The sequence below is a fragment of the Paraburkholderia sp. EG304 genome, from assembly GCF_046543485.1.
GTDB classification, from domain to species: Bacteria; Pseudomonadota; Gammaproteobacteria; order Burkholderiales; family Burkholderiaceae; genus Paraburkholderia; species Paraburkholderia youngii.
Window position 1 is genome coordinate 31,000 of the sequence record NZ_JBKGUA010000033.1, and the last position, 17,846, is coordinate 48,845.

Annotated in this window: 16 protein-coding genes; 3 read left to right on the forward strand and 13 right to left on the reverse strand. The window is 66.1% G+C overall.

The features are described 5' to 3' along the window. Positions 1-3: 3 nt before the first annotated feature. The 8 genes from ACLFKU_RS29875 to ACLFKU_RS29910 form a co-directional block, all read right to left on the reverse strand. Complete coding sequence (locus tag ACLFKU_RS29875) at positions 4-1,902, reverse strand: ATP-dependent metallopeptidase FtsH/Yme1/Tma family protein (protein WP_368584637.1); 1,899 nt, start codon at positions 1,900-1,902, stop codon at positions 4-6. A gap of 632 nt (positions 1,903-2,534) precedes the next feature. Then, a complete protein-coding gene (locus ACLFKU_RS29880; RefSeq protein ID WP_368584636.1) occupies positions 2,535-2,822 on the reverse strand; it encodes a hypothetical protein in 288 nt (95 codons plus the stop codon). A 292-nt stretch (positions 2,823-3,114) separates the two neighbouring features. Further along, on the reverse strand, positions 3,115-3,969 hold the full coding sequence (locus ACLFKU_RS29885; RefSeq protein WP_368584635.1) for an IclR family transcriptional regulator: 855 nt from the start codon (positions 3,967-3,969) through the stop codon (positions 3,115-3,117). 88 nt (positions 3,970-4,057) lie between these two features. Further along, positions 4,058-5,455 (reverse strand): MFS transporter, encoded by a 1,398-nt coding sequence (locus ACLFKU_RS29890; protein WP_410851494.1) that lies wholly within the window; start codon positions 5,453-5,455, stop codon positions 4,058-4,060. A gap of 115 nt (positions 5,456-5,570) precedes the next feature. Beyond that, entirely contained in the window at positions 5,571-6,422 is an 852-nt protein-coding gene (locus tag ACLFKU_RS29895) for a sugar phosphate isomerase/epimerase family protein (protein ID WP_410851495.1), read from the reverse strand. Positions 6,423-6,437: 15 nt separating this feature from the next. Beyond that, positions 6,438-7,049, reverse strand: a complete 612-nt coding sequence (locus tag ACLFKU_RS29900; RefSeq protein ID WP_410851496.1) for an NIPSNAP family protein — start codon at positions 7,047-7,049, stop codon at positions 6,438-6,440. After that, complete coding sequence (locus ACLFKU_RS29905) at positions 7,049-8,836, reverse strand: FAD-dependent oxidoreductase (RefSeq protein ID WP_410851497.1); 1,788 nt, start codon at positions 8,834-8,836, stop codon at positions 7,049-7,051. The genes ACLFKU_RS29900 and ACLFKU_RS29905 overlap by 1 nt, the downstream gene beginning before the upstream one ends. Before the next feature lie 100 nt (positions 8,837-8,936). Continuing rightward, complete coding sequence (locus ACLFKU_RS29910) at positions 8,937-10,727, reverse strand: FAD-dependent oxidoreductase (protein WP_410851498.1); 1,791 nt, start codon at positions 10,725-10,727, stop codon at positions 8,937-8,939. Positions 10,728-10,935: 208 nt separating this feature from the next. Here ACLFKU_RS29910 and ACLFKU_RS29915 point away from each other — a divergent pair, with 208 nt between their 5' ends. Then, a complete protein-coding gene (locus ACLFKU_RS29915; RefSeq protein ID WP_410851499.1) occupies positions 10,936-11,784 on the forward strand; it encodes a shikimate dehydrogenase family protein in 849 nt (282 codons plus the stop codon). Between the two features lie 105 nt (positions 11,785-11,889). Continuing rightward, complete coding sequence (locus ACLFKU_RS29920; RefSeq protein WP_410851500.1) at positions 11,890-12,513, forward strand: ATP-binding cassette domain-containing protein; 624 nt, start codon at positions 11,890-11,892, stop codon at positions 12,511-12,513. Between the two features lie 51 nt (positions 12,514-12,564). Here ACLFKU_RS29920 and ACLFKU_RS29925 read toward each other — a convergent pair whose 3' ends face one another. Continuing rightward, on the reverse strand, positions 12,565-13,572 hold the full coding sequence (locus tag ACLFKU_RS29925) for a zinc-dependent alcohol dehydrogenase family protein (RefSeq protein ID WP_410851501.1): 1,008 nt from the start codon (positions 13,570-13,572) through the stop codon (positions 12,565-12,567). Between the two features lie 73 nt (positions 13,573-13,645). Further along, positions 13,646-13,960: an antibiotic biosynthesis monooxygenase family protein gene (locus ACLFKU_RS29930; RefSeq protein WP_368584626.1), complete on the reverse strand. Its 315-nt coding sequence runs from the start codon at positions 13,958-13,960 to the stop codon at positions 13,646-13,648. Between the two features lie 189 nt (positions 13,961-14,149). Between ACLFKU_RS29930 and ACLFKU_RS29935 the strand changes: the two genes are divergently transcribed. Next, positions 14,150-14,545 (forward strand): DUF305 domain-containing protein, encoded by a 396-nt coding sequence (locus ACLFKU_RS29935; protein WP_368584625.1) that lies wholly within the window; start codon positions 14,150-14,152, stop codon positions 14,543-14,545. A gap of 13 nt (positions 14,546-14,558) precedes the next feature. Here the strand turns inward: ACLFKU_RS29935 and ACLFKU_RS29940 are convergent, their stop codons facing one another. The 3 genes from ACLFKU_RS29940 to prpF all read right to left on the reverse strand — a co-directional run bounded on the left by ACLFKU_RS29940 (position 14,559) and on the right by prpF (position 17,738). Then, positions 14,559-15,800 (reverse strand): MFS transporter, encoded by a 1,242-nt coding sequence (locus ACLFKU_RS29940; RefSeq protein WP_410851502.1) that lies wholly within the window; start codon positions 15,798-15,800, stop codon positions 14,559-14,561. Positions 15,801-15,935: 135 nt separating this feature from the next. Then, positions 15,936-16,544, reverse strand: coding sequence for a class I SAM-dependent methyltransferase (locus tag ACLFKU_RS29945; RefSeq protein ID WP_410851503.1), 609 nt, complete (start codon positions 16,542-16,544; stop codon positions 15,936-15,938). A 9-nt stretch (positions 16,545-16,553) separates the two neighbouring features. Then, entirely contained in the window at positions 16,554-17,738 is a 1,185-nt protein-coding gene (gene prpF / locus ACLFKU_RS29950) for a 2-methylaconitate cis-trans isomerase PrpF (protein ID WP_410851504.1), read from the reverse strand. Positions 17,739-17,846 lie beyond the last annotated feature (108 nt).

Genomic DNA, 17,846 nt, shown 5'->3' on the forward strand with positions numbered 1-17,846 from the left:
CCGTCAGGCCGCCGCGGGCTCATGCACGATCTTCAACGTGCTCTTGTGCTCCGCAATCAGCCGATAGACAGTGTCGCCGGGCACGGTCTCGTGCTCGAGCAACTGCTCCGAAATGTCGCGCAGTACCGGCTCGTAGGCGTGCAACAGCCCGTAGCACAGTTCGTTGAGTTCCTTGAGCAGCACGTTCGCATGCTCGATTGCGCTCTTCATCTGCAGGCCCGCGTACTGCGACGGCAGCGCCGCGAGACTGAACAGATCGCCGTCGCTGTTGAAGCCGAACTTCGACACCATGTCGAGGCTGATGCGCGAGGCCTCCTGCAAGTCCGATGCAGCGCCGCTCGATGCTTCGGAGAACATCAGAATCTCCGCGTTGCGTCCGCCAAGCAGCACCTGGATTTCGTTGCGGATCTCCGTTTCGCGGTACAGGTGCTTGTCCTGCGCCTTCGTGATCAGCGCGACGCCGAGCGCGCCGCCGCGCGGCAGGATCGTCACTTCCTCGAGCACGCCGGTGCCGAGAAGCGCGGCGACCAGACCATGACCTGCCTCATGCACCGCGATGCGCTTGCGCTCGTCCTCGGTGAGCGCGCGCTCGGCGCCGCTCACGTCGCCGATGCGCGCGATCTTGATCGCTTCCATGAAGTGCTTCGCAGCGATTTCATTGTCGCCCGCCTTGCGTGCGATCAGCCCGGCCTGATTCACGACCATCGCGACGGTAGCCGGCGACAGTCCAGTGGTCAAACGCGCGAGCTGGTCGTAGTCGATGTCCGCCGCTTTCGACTTCAGCCGCTGCGCGTAGAAACGGAAAATCTTCGCGCGGTCTTCGCGGTCCGGCAGACGCACCTGCACCGTGCGATCGAAACGGCCGGGGCGGCGCAACGCTTCGTCGAGATTGTCGGGATGGTTGGTCGCCGCCACCACGATCACGCCCTCGTTCGATTCGAAGCCGTCCATCTCCGCGAGCAGCTGGTTGATGATCCGGTTGCTTTCGGCTTCGACCGGGCCACCGCCGGTATCGGTGCGTTTCGCGAGACCGTCCGCTTCGTCGATGAAGATGACCGTCGGTGCGTTCTTGCGCGCGAGTTCGAACAGGTGCCGCACCTTCTGGATGCCGACGCCGTAGTACTTCGCGCTGAAATAGCTGCCGGTGATCGAAATGAAATTCGCGCCGCATTCGCCGGCGAGCGCCTGAGCGAGCCGCGTCTTGCCGACGCCGGGCGCGCCCACCATCAGGATGCCGCACGGCGCGCGCACGCCCAGCGACGAGAACTGCTTCGGATCGGACAGGTAACCGCGAATGTCGGCGAGCGCGGCCTTCGCTTCGTTCGCGCCGATCACATCGTCGAAACGCAGCGTCGGCGTTTCGCTGAGCAGCGTCGCGCCGCCCTTCATTTCGCGCCGCATGAACCACGCCATGCCGCCGATCAGCGCGAGCGGCAGCAGCACGCTCAGCGCGTCGCGGAACTGCTCGAACAGTTGCGTCCAGCGCGCGCCATCGCTGTGGATATCGACGTCGGGCAGCCACACGAGCTGATACGCGGCGGCGTCGGAGCGCTCGCCCAGCAGCAGCGCGTGCGAGAAGGTGGCGTTGTGATCGGTGACGAAGTACTTCGAGCCGTCGCGCAGCGACACCAGAATCGCGTTGGGACTCACGCCGATCGCCGCGACGTTCGCATCGTGAATGTCGCGCAGCATCGTCGACGCGTCCTTCTCCTGATGCGTCCACGCGGATGCATCGTCACGCATCTGGCTCGCAATGCCGCTCAACGCGGGCGCCTGCGGCTCGGCGCGATGCTGGAAATACCAGACGCCCCAACCGACCAGCACGGCGATCAGCACCGCCACAGCCGCCACCGCAATTTTGCGTGCGCGCTTCTTCCCAAGCGAATTATTTCCCGGCTTCATGAGTCATTTCCAAAATGAGGACTGAACAAGCCCTTACTTAATCAAGCTGTCTGTCAAAATTACCTGTCGAAAGCGGAAGGTGGAGTCTGCGGAAAATCGGCTGAGGCGAAGCGCCACACGGAGGTGGCTTAAAGGACAATCCAGAAGGACGACGAGAAGTGCGTCCCGGTGAGCCGCGGTTGCCGAAGGCAGTATGCCCGGGTTACGCGTCTGTCAAATTCGCGGAAAAGGCCTCTTTGTACCGTCTATCCGGCCGTCGACACGCCGGAAGGGTGACGCGGCGAGCGCGCGAAAGGCGTCGCCGCATTGGCTCCGCCGCACAGTTTATCAGTGTAAAAAGCGGCGCGTGTTTTGAATGTCTATATCTAACCGCACCCCAATTAAAATCAGTCAGAATTACTGAGAAAAGGCGATTTAGAAAGAGTTAATTGATCTGAAAAATAGCGCGCGATTAGGCAGGATTTTGAATCCGGCGGCCATCTCGGGCGGATGCGCGACGGGCCTCTGCGGGCCCGTTCGCGTCATCGCCGCTTTTCTCTCAGGTTCTGCTTTTTTGACGTCGGCGCCGGGCGGCGTCGACGGTGCTCTCCTCCCCTGCACTTCTTTCGGTCCTCGCGGACCACCCCGACATCTCAGACCGCCGTGCGCCGCACGACGATGGCCTGCGTCTGCGCCCGCAGGCGCAACAAGTCGCGCAGCTTCGCAATGCGCGAGCGCTGGCTATCGACAAGATGATGCGTATCCTCGAGCGCGCGAATGCGCCGCTCCCAATAGACGTGGTCGAGTTCACCGGATTGCGTCGCGCGTTTGCGCGTCGCGTAGCCGAGCACACTCTCGAGATGCTGCAAATGGCTATCCGCGAACTTCGCCGGAAGCCGCCCGCCGCGTTGCGCGGCTGTTTGCCTGCTCGTAAGGCTCATCTTCGCTCCCCCGCGTCCTGCTGTTGGCCCGATGACCTCGCCGCCCCGATCGCTCAAACCGAAAGCAATCCGCAATCTGCGCGTGTGACGTTAGCGCAGTTTTTGGCGCACGGCTTGACCGTGCGTCTCAAATTTGGACGCTTGCGTCAGAAATGCCGACTGGTATGGCCGTCTTTGCATGCCGAAACGGCTCGGCGCGCGGGACTGCCCGGCTGCGCGAAGCAGCGGACGAGCTGGTGCGCTGCCCGCTGCTCAGGTCGTGAAACTTGCGGATGGATTGGGATGGCAGCGCTCAAGCCGCGCGCGGCCGCCCCTTGCGCTTCGGCTCGACCGGCCGCACGACCGCCACTGCCGGCGCGACGCGCGGCGTGCGCTTGAAATACGGCGAGCTGAGGGTGGCCGCGCTCATGTCCGACGCGGCTTCGAGCAGCGCCGGCGCGAGCTCTTTGAGCCGCGCGTCCGGCAGGCGGCTCGTCGGCCCCGCGAGGCTGACGGTACCGACCACCAGCCCCGTCACCGGATGGCGGATCGCGGCCGCCATCGACGTCATGCCCGCCTCGTAGGTTTCGCTCGCGATGCCGTAGCCGCGCTTGCGCGCGCCGGCCAGGTCCTGCAAAAACTGCTGGATCGTCTTCGGCGCCTTCGGCCCGCGCGGGCCAGCTTTGCCGATGCCGCCCTGGCGCGACACGAGTTCGAGCGCTTCCTCGTCGCTCATGCTCGCGAGCCACGCCTGGCCGCTCGCAGTGCAATGCAGCGGCGGACTGCTGCCCATGTCGGGGTCGTAGCGCAGCCCGGAGCGCGCCCCCTGGGCCTTGCCGACGAACGTGATGTGATCGTCCTCGATCACGCCCAGGCGCGCGAGTTCGCCCGACGCGCTCGCGAGCCGATCCAGCACCGGCTGCGAAATATCGAGCACGCCGGCCGTGGACAGCCACATCAGCCCGAGCGACACCAGCTTCAGCGCAAGCACATACTCGCCGTGCTCATCCTGACGCACGTAGCCTTCGTCGCTCAGTTCCGCGAGCAGCCGATGCGTGCCGCTGCGCGGGATGTTCAGCGTGTCGGCGATCGCGGCCAGCTGCATGCTGCCGCCCTGCTTCGCCAGCAATTCGATGATGGCCAGCGCCCGCTCGAGATTCCCCGCCATGATCCACTCTCATTCGATTCGAATCCCACATGAGAACATGATTCCACATCGGAATTCAAGGGCACGACGGGCGCGGGTTCCGGCGCGCTCAATGCCCGATGCCCGCGCTCACGCGCAGCAACGGCCCGCGATGCCGCGCGCCCTTGAGCAGCACCGCCGCCGCGCCGACCGCCGCGGGCAAGGCGAGCGAAGTGAACACCTGGCTGAAGCCCCAGTTCGCGTGCAGCATGCCGGCGCCGAGCATCGCGCCCGCGATCCCGCCGAAGCGGCCGATGCCGAGCATCCAGCTGGTGCCGGTCGCGCGCATTCGCGTCGGATACGAGCTTGCCGCCAGTGCGCAGAACCCGGTGTTGGAGCCGTTCATGCAATAGCCCATCCAGAACGCGAGCACCGCCATCATCGTGATGCCGTGACCCGGCAGCCCCATCGCCCACGCGAGCGCGCCGCCCGCGAACACGGTTGCGCCGAGCGCGCGGTGCGCGTTGAAGCGGTCCATCAGCCAGCCGATCGCGAGGGAGCCGAGCGTGCCGCCCGCCTGAAACAGCGCGCCGACCAGCGCTGCCTCGCCGAGTGTGAAGCCCGCACCGCGGATCAGCGTCGGCAGCCAGCTACCGAGCAGGTACACCGTCAGCAGTCCCGCGAAATAGCAGATCCACAGCATCACGGTGCCGAACGCGTAATCGCGCGACAGGATCAGCCGCACCGGACTGCGCTCGCTGTTCGATGCCTGCTGCGCGACGGCGGGCACCACGAAGCGCGTCGCGTGGTCGGCGATCCCGCGCTCGATGCGGTTCAGCACCGCGACGAGGCGCGCGCGCCGCGCGTCCTTCAGCGCGAGAAAGCGCGCCGATTCCGGCAGCCAGCGAATCATCAACGGCACGTACAACACCGGCAGCACGCCGCCGAGAATCAGCACCGAGCGCCAGCCGTGCGCGGCGATCAGCCATGCGCTGATAAAGCCGCCGCCGGCCGCGCCGAGCGTGAAGCCGCAGAACACGGTCGTCACCATCAACGCGCGGCAGCGCTGCGGCGCGTATTCGGCCATCAGCGTCGCCGCGTTCGGCATCGAAGCACCGAGCCCGAGGCCGGTCAGAAAGCGCAGCACGGTCAGCTCGCCGATGTTCGTCGCAAACGCGGAGCCGAAACTCCACACGCCGAAGAACAGCACCGCGCAGGTCATCACGGTCTTGCGGCCGAAGCGGTCCGCGAGCGGCCCCGCGCACAGCGCGCCGAACGCGAGGCCGAGCAGGCCGCCGCTCATCACCGGGCCGAGCGCATCGCGCGGAATCGCCCACGCGCTCGACAACGCCGGCGCGATAAAGCCGACCATCACGGTGTCGAGCCCATCGAGCGTGACGATGAACATGCACATCAGCAATACGAGAATCTGAAAGCGCCCGATACGGCGTTCGTCGAGCCATTGCTGTACGTCGAGTGCGCGCGACGCGGACGCGCCGTGCCGCGGCGCCTTGCTTGAAGGTTCCATGCCTGCTGTCTCCTGACCTTTCATCGTGATCGATTGGGCAAGCCGGTCCCTCGCGCCTCTTTGCCGTGCGCTTTCGTGAAGACCAGCCGGGGGTGAACTGCGGTTTGCGGTTACATCATGACGTGATAGATGACGGCGTCGCCGCGTAAGTCCGTTCGAGCAGAGCGAGCGTCGCCTCGCGCAGCCTGCGTGCGCGTTCGAGCGCGGACGCGGTTTTCGCCCATTGCTGCGTCGGCACTTCGAGGCTGATCGGCAGGTCGTCGGGCAGCGCGCGCAGAATGCCGGCGAGATCGAGGCCGCCCTCGCCCGGAATCATGCGCTCGCAACGCGCTTGGTACAGCAGCGTGTCGAGATCGGTTGGCCGCTCGGCCGGCGCGTCGCAGAACTGCACGTAGCCGAAGTACTCGCGCGGCAACGCGCGCAACGTACCCGTCGACGTCCCCGCGCGATCGAAGTGGATCGGATCGACGATCAGGCCGGTGTTGCGCCGCGCGGCCGCCTTCACGATGCGCGCGCCTTGTGTGACGTCCTTCACGTCGGTCCACGGCATTGGTTCGAGCGATGGCGCGAGGCCGCGCGGTTCGGCCAGCTCGCACAATTGTGCGAGCCGCTCGGCGGTGCGCGCTTCGTCGGGATCGTTGCCAGCGACCAGCACGTAGCGCGCACCGAGTTCGGCGGCGGTGTCGAGCATCGGCAGAAATGCGTTCACGTCGGTGTCGGGCCTCAGGCGCAGAATTTCGACGTCGAGCACCTTGACGCCGGTATCACGCACACGCGCGAGCGTTTCGCGTTTCAATGCGCCCGGGCTAATGATGTCGTGGCGCACCTCGTGATCGGTGGCGGGCACGAGGCGCAGGCCGACGTAGTCATAGCCGGCTTGCGCGGCGCACTCGACCATCTGCGGCGGGCTCAGTTCGAGCACGGTCAACGCCGACAGCGACAGCGCGCGCGAGTTGGGCTGAGTCATGTCGTCTCCTCGAGTTCAGCGCAGCGGCGAGAACGGCGCCGGCACACAGATCGTCGACTCCATCGTCGTCAGATGGGCCGGCCCGCCCTTCGGCGGCCAGATGCCGTCCTTCACCGCTTCGGCGCGAATTCGCCAACGCTCGTCGACGCTCGCATACGGCCAGATGTTCAGGAAGCGCGGCACGGCGCCGTCGAGCGCATACATCGCGCCGACGAGCGGCGAGCGCCGCGTGCGCTCGGGCACCGCCTTTTCCCAGGCGTCGATCGTGTGCTGCAGGCTCGCGAGCTTGGTGCCGTACACGCGCATCTCGTAGATGCCGCCATGCACGGCCGGCTCGATCGGCGGCAAAAAGGGGAACAGCGCATAGCTGTCGATCTTCACGTCGGTGACGAATTCGCCGCAGCCGAACGGATTGCCTTCGAGCAGCATACGCTTGCGCTCCGCGATCAGCGACGCTTCGGAATCGAAGCCGCGTAGCACCAGCACCTGCCCGAGCACGCCGATATCGGAGTACCAGCAGCCGAGCAGCTTCGAGCCCGGTGCGTCGCCATGGGCCTGGATGTTTTCGAACACCTGTGCGTTGGCGCCGATCTTGACGCTGAGCGTAACGAGGTCGTAGAGAGTCATCAGATGCGTCCTTGTAACGGGATGGAGGAATTCGGAGTGGATTCGGTGCGCGCGGCACGGGCCAGACCATCGGCCTGCGCCGCGCCGGCGAGCGACAGCCCAGCCAGGTAGCCGAAAGTCATCGCGGGTCCGAGCGTGATGCCGCCGCTTGGATAGCAGCCGCCCATCATGCTCGCGCTATCGTTGCCGACCGCGTACAGACCCGGCACCGGCCGGCCCGCGTCGTCGAGCACGCGCGCGGCGGCATCGGTGGCGAGGCCAGCGAACGTGCCGAGGCTGCCCGGCAGCAGCTTCACCGCATAGAACGGACCGTGTTCCAGCGGCGCGTTGCAGGGGTTCGGCTTGTGGCGTGCATCGCCCTGCACGCGGTTGTATGGCGTCGAGCCTTTGTGAAACTGCGGATCGAAGCCGTCTTTCGCGTAACTGTTGTAGGCCGCGACCGTCGTTTGAAGTCCTTGGGGATCGATGCCGCACTGGCTTGCGAGTTCGGCGAGGCTGTGCGCGCGCCGCAGGTAACCGGAGCGGCGATATGGCGCGGTCGGGAATGGAAACGGCTTCGAAAAGCCGAGCCCGTAACGGCGCTGGAAACGGTGATCGCAGATCAGCCATGCGCAGACTTCGTCGCCCGCCGGCGTCGTGCCGATCAGCGCATTGATGAAGTCGTGATACGACGACGCTTCGTTGACGAAGCGCCGGCCCGCGCGCGTGACCGCGATCACGCCCGGCTTCGCGCGCTCGATCAGATGCGGAAACGCGACCGCGGCCTCGCCGCTCTTGCGCGGCACCAGCGACACCGGTGCCCACGCCGCCGGCGTTTCCAGCGACGCGTCGAAATGCGCGCCGACCGCTTCGCCGAGACGAATGCCGTCGCCGGTATTGGTCAGTGGTGCGGCGGACCAGTGCTCGCGACCCGACGGCGTATAAGCGAAGGTTTGCGCGCGCCGCGCAACGTCATGCGGATAACCGCCGCACGCGAGCACGACGCCGCGCGCTGCGCGCACCTCGTGAGCGACACCGTCGATCTCGACGCGCGCACCGGTGACGCGCGCACTCGCGGCGCCGCCTTCGCGCAGCAAAGCAACCGCTTTCGCGTTGGTACGCAAATCGACCGCGCGGTCATGCGCCGACTTCAGCAGACGCGCGACCAGCGCATTGCCGTTGACCAGATGCATCGAGCGGCCATAGCGGAACTTGTCTGTCGCGAACGCGGCGAGCCGGCGCAGCACATGCACGGCCGAACGCGGCGAGCGCGTCGCGTTGAAGAAATGCGCGAGGTCCTGGCCCGACGCGATCGCCATGCCCTTCAGCGTCACGACGTCGAGCGCGGGACGCAAGCGCTCGATCAGCGCACCGAGCTCGCGGCCATCGAACGGCATCGCGCAGACCGAGCGGCCGCCCGTCATCGCGCCCGGCGTCGTATCAAAGTCGGGAATACGATTGCCGTCGATGAAACGCACCGCCGTCTCGCGCTCGAAAAACTCGATCATCTCCGGACCGTGTTCGAGCAGCGCGTCGACCTTCTCGGGGTCGTAGTGCGCGCCGAGTTCGTTGCGCAGATAGGTGCGCGATGCTTCGGATTCTTCGACGATGCCCGCGCGCGTCGCGAGCGGATTGCGCGGAATCCACATCCAGCCGCCCGACCATGCGCTCGTGCCGCCGAACACGTCGGCCTTCTCGGCCACCATCACGCGCAGCCCTTGCGTGGCTGCCGTCACCGCGGCAGCCAGTCCCGCCGCGCCGGAACCCAGCACCAGTACATCGCATTCGAGAATCGGTTCGCGCTTCATCGCCATTCGCTTCGTCGGTTGGGACAATCCATGTTGCTGCATTTGTTGAATACCTATTCCGCTTTCTAACTTCGTTCGAACCAGGCGTGCCCCTGGTTCGTCAGACGATCTTTTCGTTGGCGGCGGCCTCAGCGGTACCGCGCGCAACGAACGACGCCGGATCGTTCCGCGCGGCTTTGGCGCGCGCCGCCGCGTCGCGCGCCGCCAGATACGCGAACGCGAGCCCCGGTCCAAGTGTGATGCCGGGCGCCGGGTAGACACCGCCCATCACCGATTGCATGTCGTTGCCGCACGCATACAGGCCGCCGATCGGCTGGTCGTCGCGATTCAGCACGCGGGCCTTGTCGTCGCTGACGAGGCCGGTCGCAGCGCCGATATCGCCGGGGTACAGGCGCACCGCGTAAAACGGCGCACGCACGATCGGGCCGAGGCACGGATTCGGGCCGGGCCAGTTCGCGTCGCCGTTGGCGCGCTGATAGTCGGTCGTGCCGCGCTGGAATTCCGGGTCGACGCCGGTTTTCGCGTAGTCGTTGATCCGCGCGACGCTGTCGGCGAGACCCGCCGCGTCGATGCCGAGCTTGGCGGCGAGTTCGTCGAGCGTCGCGGCTCGCGTCAGATACCCGTCCGCGAGAAACGGCGCGAGGCCCTTGCCGCCCGGCCGCACCATGCCGAGCCCGTATTTGCGCAGGCCTTCCGCATCGGTGACGAGATAGGCGGGCACCGATGGGGTGTTGCGATGCGCTTCCTGCATCGCGATGCCGAACAGGTGATACGACGTGTTTTCGTTCAGAAAGCGCCGTCCCTGCTGATTGACGACGATCATGCCGGGCTTGCCGCGATCCATGATGAAGTGCGGGAACACCGCGGTCGTGCCGTCCGCGCGCTGGCGTATCGACACCGGCGCCCAGAACGCGTTGCTGAGCGCGCCCTCGCCGTAACGCGCGCCCGCCGCGAGCGCGAGATCCTGCGCGCTGCCGGTATGGCCCGGCGCGCCCGGACACCACGTCAACTCCGCACCCGGCAGCATCGCGCGGCGCCTTTGCGGATGCCGGTTGAAACCGCCGCTCGCGAGAATCACGCCACCTGTGACCGAGATTTGCCGACGCTGCCCGTTCTGGCTCAGCGTGATGCCGTCGATCGTGCCGCGCGCGTTCGTGCACAACGCTTCGAGCGTCGTGCTCACCAGCACCGTGACGTCGCGCGCGAGCAGTGAAGAAAGCAGCCGGCCGATCAGTGCATTGCCCATCACCAGACGCGTGCCGCGCGGCCAGCTGATGCGGTCGCGCGCATGCCGTGCAAGCAGTCTCACAGCGTGGCGCAGCGACCGGAACGACTTCGTCATGTTCAGCAGATGCCCGACGTCGTCGCGATCGACCATCATGCCGCCGAGCACCGTGAACTCGGGGATCGGCGGACGGATCAGCGCGAAGTGACGGCCGAGCTTGCGGCCGTCGAACGCGAGCGGTTCGAGCGCGCGGCCGCGCAGCGTCGAGCCTTCGAGCTCCGACAGATAGTCCGGGTGAAATGGCCGCGCCCGATACTTGACGTCCGAATTCGCCTCGATATGCGCGACCGCACGCGGTCCCGCCTGTAGGAACGCCCGACGCAACGCTTCGCTGCTGCGCTCGCCGACCGCGCGGCGCAGGAAGCCCTCGGCGTTGGCGCTGCTGTCGTCGGGATTGATCGACGGGCCGTGCGGCGAGTTCGGTATCCATGTGGTGCCGGCCGAGTACGCGGTCGTGCCGCCCACGTATTCGGTGCTTTCGATCAGCAGCACGCGCGCGCCGTCGATCGCGGCGAACAGCGCCGCCGACATGCCCGCCCCGCCCGCGCCGATTACCACCACGTCGAAGGCTTCGTTCTGCTGCAAATCGCTCAATGTCTCCACCATCTGCTGCTCCTTGTGTGCTCGTGCGTTGCATCCGGCCGCAGCAGCGGTTCTGGATTTTTCGCAACAGCTAGAATTTGCTTTGTTTTTGGAATACTATTCCAGTATTGAGAAAAAGCAAAGTTTTCTGAACACACTCGACAACAGGCAACACATGACGTCCGGCATCGGGCACGATGCGAACGGGGCACCCATTTCAGGAGATTCGACTATGCAGCAGGCTGGAAACTCTTCGTTCGCGGCGTCGCTCGACGCGGGTCTGAGCGGCGCGACGCGTGTGTATTTCATCGTCGGCGATCCGATTGCGCAGGTGCGCTCGCCGTCGGGCGTGACCGCCGCGTTGCGTTCGGCCGGCCGCGATGCGCTGGTGGTGCCCGCGCACGTCGCGCCCGCCGATCTGCCCGCGTTTTTCGCGGGCATCGCGCCGATGCGCAACGTCGACGGCGTGATCATCACGGTGCCGCACAAGTTCAGCGCAGCCAGCTATTGCGCGACGCTCGCCGAAGAAGCCGCGTTCCTCGGCGCGGTCAACACACTGCGCCGCAACGCCGATGGCGGCTGGCATGGCGGCATGTTCGACGGCACCGGCTTCGTCGCGGCGCTCGTCGCCGCGGGCTGCGAGTTGCAGGGCAAACGCGCGCTGCTGGTCGGCGCAGGCGGCGCGGGCTCGGCGATCGGTCATGCGTTGATTCAGAGCGGCGTCGGCTCGCTCGACGTGCGCGACAACGACGCCGAACGCACCAGTTCGCTGACCGCGCGGCTCAATGCGCTCGGCCGCGGCACGGCACGCGGCTCGGCGCCCGAACTGGACTTGACCGGGTACGACGTGGTCGTCAACGCGTCGCCGCTCGGCATGCGGGCGAGCGATCCGTTGCCGATCGACGTCGCGCGCTTGCCGGCCACGACTTTCGTCGGCGACGTCGTAACGAAGCCGCCGCTCACGCCGCTGATCGAAGCGGCACGCGCGCGCGGCTGCCCGACCGTGACGGGCACGCAGATGTTCGAACGCGTGTGCGATCGGATGGTGGAGTTTCTGCTGGAGACGTCGCCGTCAGCGTGACGGCGCAAAAGAAGCAGGCGTGCGCTGCTACACTGGCGCGAAATTACCCGCACGAAATGCGGCGCAATCCTGCGCCGCGTTCACATCGCCCTTGCGCGCCAACCCATGCTTCGATTCGACAACCTCAGCAAGCGCTATAGCGACCGAATCCTGTTCGAAGGACTGCACTTCGACGCGACGTCCGGCTGCGTCGCGCTAAACGATGAATCCGGCAGCGGCAAATCGACGTTGCTCGCCATCCTCGCTGGCGCGCTCGAAGCCGATAGCGGCGACGTATGGCTCGGCGGCCATTCGCTGCGTACCGCGCCGCATGCCGCGCAAGCGTTGCTCACGTACGTGCCGGAAGACAATATGAGCTGGCCCGATCAGACCGGCCGCGATTATCTGCGGCAGATCGCGTCGGCGCGACGCACCGCGCTGACCGACGACGTGCTCGCGCTCGCCGAACGCTTCGGCCTGGCGCCGCATCTGGACAAACGCTTCGAGCAGATGTCGTATGGCAGCCGCAAAAAGGTGTTTCTGACGGCGGCCGCGCTCGGCGACACCCGCGTGCTGATCGCCGACGAACCTGCCGGCGGACTCGACGCGTCTGCGCGCACGGTGCTCGCGGAGCTGTTCAGAACGCTCGGCACGACGCGCACGGTGTTTTTCACGAGTTACGACGAAGGGTTCACGCAGGCCTGCGAGGCGACGCGTGTCTGTTTCGCGGACCTCGCGAGGCACCCATGAACTGGAACGGTCGCGCGCGCCATGCCTGGGCCGAGCGCGAACATTCAATCCTCAGATCGCCACGCAAATCTTGCCGAAGTGCGCGCCCGATGCCTCGTGCCGGAACGCGTCGGCGAGCTTGTCCAGCTCGAACGTGCTGTCGATCACCGGCTTGATGCCGGTTGTCTCCAGCGCGCGCACCATGTCGATCTGATCCTGCCGGCTGCCGACGATCAAACCTTGCAGACGCTGTTGCCGCGCCATCAGATGCGCGGTCGGCACCGGACCCGAGCGGCCGGTCAGCACGCCGATCAATGCGATATGCCCGCCGATGCGGCATGCGGTGATCGACTGCGGCAGCGTGCCGGGACCGCCCACTTCGATCACGTGATCGACGCCGCGCCCGTTGGTGACGTGACGCACTTCTTTGCCCCACTCGGGATTGTCGCGATAGTTGATCGTATGGTCGGCACCGAGTTCGCGCAGCTTCGCGAGCTTCGCATTCGACGACGACGTCGCGATCACCGACGCCCCCATCGCCTTCGCCATCTGCAAGCCGAAGATCGACACGCCGCCGGTGCCGAGCACCAGCACGCTGCTGCCCGCCTTCAACTGACCATCGACGACCAGCGCGCGCCACGCGGTCAGCCCCGCCGTGGTCAGCGTCGCCGCTTCGGCGTGGCTATAGCCGGCCGGCGCGTGCGTGAAGTAGTGGCTCGGCAGCACGACGACTTCGCGCGCGTAGCCGTCGACGCCGTCGCCGGGGGTGGTCGAAAAATCGCCGATTGCGGGCGAGCCGTTTTCCCAGTGCGGGAAGAAGCACGATACGACGTGATCGCCGGGCTTGAACTCGCGCACGCCCGCGCCGACCGCTTCGACGACGCCCGCGCCATCGGCCATCGGAATGCGGCCCGCTTCGGCCGGCAGATTGCCGCTGACGACGCCGTAGTCGTGGTAGTTCAACGAGCTTGCGCGAATGCGCACGCGAATCTGGCCGGCCCCGGGCTGACCGGGATCGGGCAGATCGACGACCTGCAGGCTATCGACGGTGGCGGGTGAACCGATTCTGACGGCTTTCATGTTTTTCATTCCTTGATGAGTAGTGTGTGATAGGTGTCGGGCGCGCATGCGCGATGCCCGCGCGAGCGCTGCGCTATCTGACGGTCTGGATGACCTCGAAGCCTTCGAATTCCGGGTGGCCGAGATACAGCACGCGGCTTTCGTTACCGGCACTGCGATGCGCGGCGCGAAACGCGTCGGACTTGGTCCATGCCTCGAACGATGCCTGGTCGCGCCAGATCGTATGGCTTGAATAGAGCACGTGATCTTCCTTGCGCGGTCCCTTCAGCAAATGAAATTCCACGAAGCCCGGCACCTCTTTCAGATGGGTGTCGCGCGTGGTCCACAGATGTTCGAAGGCGTCTTCGGAGCCGGGCGCCACTTTGAAGCGGTTCATCGCGATGTACATACTGTCAGCCTCGTTGAGTGAGTGATGCTGCCAATGATGCTGGATTGGTCATCCGGTGGCGTTTCATTATAGGCGTGCATTGCTTTGGCTTCGCTTGACCTTGCCACGGTGGGAAGCTCCACGATGTCCGACGTGACCGTTAGAATCGCGCGGATCACTCGCCACTTTCTTCAACAACGGAAATCGAATATGAAAAACCTTCGCGCGGTGCGCGCTCTCTGTCTGTTCGGCGGTTTGGCATTCGCGGCGGCGGCTCTGCCCGCTCACGCGCAACATCAGGGCATGCCCGGCATGAATATGCAGGATTCGGCGCATGCTGACGCGGGCGCTTCGACGCAAGCCTTCAAGGCCGCCGACGAACGCATGATGCATGACATGAGCGCCCCCGAATACACCGGCGACGCCGACCGGGATTTCGTCGCGCACATGATTCCGCATCACCAGGGCGCGATCGAGATGGCGCAGGCGGAGTTGAAATATGGCAAGGACCCCGAGATCAAGAAACTCGCGCGCGACATCATCAAGGCGCAGCATGACGAGATCGAGTTCATGCGGCGCTGGCAGGAAAAGCACGGCGGCAAGTAACGCGCCGCGAGCATCACCAGCGTGGGTGCTTGCACAGCAGCGGCGACATCGCGACCAGACCGATGATCGGCCCCGGCAGCAGCAGCCACGCGACGCGCACGTCGAGCGCGTGAAACACGCTGGTCGACCACAGGATCGAGCAGGCGGACAGGAAAAAGCCGAAGCTGTTTTGCAGCGTCAGCGCGCCGCCGATCTTGTCGGCGGGACAGGCCTTCACGGACAGCGCCGAAAACTGAGGCGAATCGGCGATCACGCTGATGCCCCACACGAGTAGCAGCGCAAGCTGCGCGGCAGTGCCGAGCCCGGTGGTCAGCGGATACATCGCGCACAGCGTGCCCGATATCGACAGCGCAAGCGCGGCGGTGCGCGCGCTGCCGACCGCCTGGCTGAGTCTGCCGCCGAACAGACAGCCGAGCGCGCCGATCGCGATGATCAGGAACGACCACAACGCGACGGTACCGGGCGTCGCCGGCGCACCGCTCGCGAACGCGCGCTGCACGAGCAGCGGCGTCAGCGTCCAGAACGCGTACAACTCCCACATGTGACCGAAATAGCCGAGCGCGGCCGAGCGAAACTCGCTGATGCGCACGACCTGTCCGACGCCCGCCGACAAACCGAAGCGCCGGTTGCCCGAGCGCCGCGCGTGCGGCCCCTCGCCGAGCATGAACACCAGCAGCGCGCCGATCATCGCGAGCCCCGACGAAGTGAGCACCACGGTTTGCCACGGCACACCCGACAGCAACGCACGGATCGCATGCACCGACGCCGTGCCGAGCGTCAGCATCGCCACGAGCAACGCGAGAGTCTGCGCGGCGCGGCGCGGGTCCCATGTCACGAGCAGTTTCATGCCGAGCGGATAGATGCCCGCGAGCGCGACGCCCACGCCGAAGCGAAACACGAGCGCCGACGCGAGCCCGCTGCTGCACAGCGCAAATAGCGCATTCAAGGTCGCGCCGAGCAGGCCGCAGACGGCGAACACCCTGCTCGCCGACAGGCGATCAGCGAGTCCGGTGGTCGCCGACAGCAAGGTCCCGACGATGAAGCCGGCCTGCACCGCATTCGTCAGCCAGCCGATATCGGACGCGCTCAATTGCCATGCGATCTGCAGATCGCGCATCGCACCGTTCGCGCTGAACCACAACGAGGTGCCGAGCAATTGGGCAATCGCGATCACGAGCACCGCGCGTTTGGCACGCGCGTTGTCGCGCGCCGCGTCGGCGGAATTCGTTGCGTCGGCGTCCAGCCTGTTCTGCATCGGGCCTCCTCTGCGTCGGGTCTGAGTCGGCCGCTGGGATTAGTTATGGGCGCGGCCGTCTAGAGCGGCCATTGTAGACGACGCGTCGGTTCGCAGCGGCCGATGCGGCGGCTGCGGCGCCCCCGGATCGGGGAGTTAGCGGAACACGAGCCGTGTCCACGTCACGCCGCTGTCGCGGTTGGCCTGTTGAACGGATGACGTGCGCAACTCGCGCACCAGTGTCAGGCCTCGCTCACTCGCCAACTGGATCGTTTCATCGGCGGTGACGTCGAACATACGGCGGCCGGCGGGAACCGGCCCGTGCCGCAGCGAGATGATCAACACGCCGCCTTCGCGCAGCAACGACGCAACGCGGGGCATCGCGCGTTCGCGCTGCCGCGCATCGAGATGCATCCAGACGGCGGTGAGCATGACAACGGCGAAAACGATGCGCCTGGCTATCAGTAGCGCAAGATCGGGAAGGCTGTCGTCGAGCCATTCGATGCGCTCGCTCGGATGCATCTCGCGCGCCGCGTTGCGCAATGCGTCGACCGGTTCGACCGCGAGCACCGTATGTCCCATCGCCGCGAGCGCAGCCGCATCCGTGCCGATGCCCGCGCCGATATCGACGATCCGCGACGGCGCCTGAGGTATCCAGTCGAGAATCGGCCGATGCCGATCGGCGAACGACAGCGTGCGCCATCGTTCGATCAGCGCTTCGGCCTGCTCCGCGTAGCCTTCCGTGCCGCTGACATCAGCCGACATCGCGCCGCCTCAGCCCTGCTGCGGCACCCGAACCCAACCCTCCATCAACACGCGTGCGCTGCGGCTCATCATCGCCTTCGTGACGACCCACTCGCCGTCTTTCAGACTCGCCTGCGCGCCAACGCGCAACGTGCCCGACGGATGCCCGAAGCGCACCGACTCGCGCTCGCCGCCGCCCGCCGCCTGGTTGACGAGCGTGCCCGCGATCGCCGCCGCGGTGCCGATCGCGACCGCCGCCGTGCCCATCATCGCGTGATGCAGCTTGCCCATCGACATCGCGCGCACCAGCAGATCGACGTCGCCCGCGCGCACCGGCTTGCCGCTCGACGCCACGTAATCGACCGGCTTCGCGACGAACGCGATCTTCGGCGTGTGCTGCCGCGTCGCGATCTCGTCGAGATTCTTGATGAGGCCCATGCGCAGCGCACCATGCGCGCGAATCGTCTCGAACATCGCGAGCGCTTTCGCGTCGCTATTGATCGCGTCCTGCAACTCGGTGCCCTTGTAGCCGATCGCTTCCGCGTCGACGAAAATCGTCGGGATGCCAGCGTTGATCATCGTCGCCTTCAACGTGCCGACACCCGGCACTTCGAGGTCGTCGACGAGGTTGCCGGTCGGGAACATCGAGCCGCCCGCGCCTTCTTCGTCGGCGGCCGGGTCCATGAATTCGAGCGGCACTTCGGCAGCCGGGAAGGTCACGCCGTCGAGTTCGAAGTCGCCGGTTTCCTGCACCGCGCCATCGGTCATCGGCACGTGCGCGATGATCGTCTTGCCGATGTTGGCCTGCCAGATGCGCACGATCGCGACGCCGTCACGCGGCACGCGGCTTGCATCGACGAGGCCCGCGCTGATCGCGAACGGTCCCACCGCAGCCGAAAGGTTGCCGCAATTGCCGCTCCAGTCGACGAACGCCTTGTCGATCGACACCTGACCGAACAGATAGTCGACGTCGTGATCGGGCCGGCTGCTGCGCGAAACGATCACGGTCTTGCTGGTGCTCGAGGTCGCGCCGCCCATGCCGTCGATCTGCTTGCCGTACGGATCGGGACTGCCGATCACGCGCATCAGCAGCGCGTCGCGCGCGGCGCCCGGCTGTTGCGCGGCCTCGGGCAGATCCTGCAGACGGAAAAACACGCCCTTGCTGGTGCCGCCGCGCATGTAGATGGCCGGAATCCTGATCTGGGGTGAGTGCATGAAAGTGTCCTCAGATGACATGTTCTTTGATGAGGAAGGGCGATGCGGCGTATCAAGCCGCATCGCCCTCTTCTGCTATGACGTTCAGTGCAAAACGCGCTTCAAGCC

What these genes read in the sequence shown, in the direction of transcription:
- ACLFKU_RS29875 (WP_368584637.1), bottom strand. Translation starts at nt 1,902, where the DNA reads ATGAAGCCGGGAAATAATTCGCTTGGGAAGAAGCGCGCACGCAAAATT.
- ACLFKU_RS29905 (WP_410851497.1), bottom strand. Translation starts at nt 8,836, where the DNA reads ATGAAGCGCGAACCGATTCTCGAATGCGATGTACTGGTGCTGGGTTCC.
- ACLFKU_RS29935 (WP_368584625.1), top strand. Translation starts at nt 14,150, where the DNA reads ATGAAAAACCTTCGCGCGGTGCGCGCTCTCTGTCTGTTCGGCGGTTTG.
- ACLFKU_RS29915 (WP_410851499.1), top strand. Translation starts at nt 10,936, where the DNA reads ATGCAGCAGGCTGGAAACTCTTCGTTCGCGGCGTCGCTCGACGCGGGT.
- ACLFKU_RS29900 (WP_410851496.1), bottom strand. Translation starts at nt 7,049, where the DNA reads ATGACTCTCTACGACCTCGTTACGCTCAGCGTCAAGATCGGCGCCAAC.
- ACLFKU_RS29890 (WP_410851494.1), bottom strand. Translation starts at nt 5,455, where the DNA reads ATGGAACCTTCAAGCAAGGCGCCGCGGCACGGCGCGTCCGCGTCGCGC.
- ACLFKU_RS29885 (WP_368584635.1), bottom strand. Translation starts at nt 3,969, where the DNA reads ATGGCGGGGAATCTCGAGCGGGCGCTGGCCATCATCGAATTGCTGGCG.
- ACLFKU_RS29880 (WP_368584636.1), bottom strand. Translation starts at nt 2,822, where the DNA reads ATGAGCCTTACGAGCAGGCAAACAGCCGCGCAACGCGGCGGGCGGCTT.
- ACLFKU_RS29895 (WP_410851495.1), bottom strand. Translation starts at nt 6,422, where the DNA reads ATGACTCAGCCCAACTCGCGCGCGCTGTCGCTGTCGGCGTTGACCGTG.
- ACLFKU_RS29925 (WP_410851501.1), bottom strand. Translation starts at nt 13,572, where the DNA reads ATGAAAGCCGTCAGAATCGGTTCACCCGCCACCGTCGATAGCCTGCAG.
- ACLFKU_RS29940 (WP_410851502.1), bottom strand. Translation starts at nt 15,800, where the DNA reads ATGCAGAACAGGCTGGACGCCGACGCAACGAATTCCGCCGACGCGGCG.
- ACLFKU_RS29945 (WP_410851503.1), bottom strand. Translation starts at nt 16,544, where the DNA reads ATGTCGGCTGATGTCAGCGGCACGGAAGGCTACGCGGAGCAGGCCGAA.
- prpF (WP_410851504.1), bottom strand. Translation starts at nt 17,738, where the DNA reads ATGCACTCACCCCAGATCAGGATTCCGGCCATCTACATGCGCGGCGGC.
- ACLFKU_RS29910 (WP_410851498.1), bottom strand. Translation starts at nt 10,727, where the DNA reads ATGGTGGAGACATTGAGCGATTTGCAGCAGAACGAAGCCTTCGACGTG.
- ACLFKU_RS29920 (WP_410851500.1), top strand. Translation starts at nt 11,890, where the DNA reads ATGCTTCGATTCGACAACCTCAGCAAGCGCTATAGCGACCGAATCCTG.
- ACLFKU_RS29930 (WP_368584626.1), bottom strand. Translation starts at nt 13,960, where the DNA reads ATGTACATCGCGATGAACCGCTTCAAAGTGGCGCCCGGCTCCGAAGAC.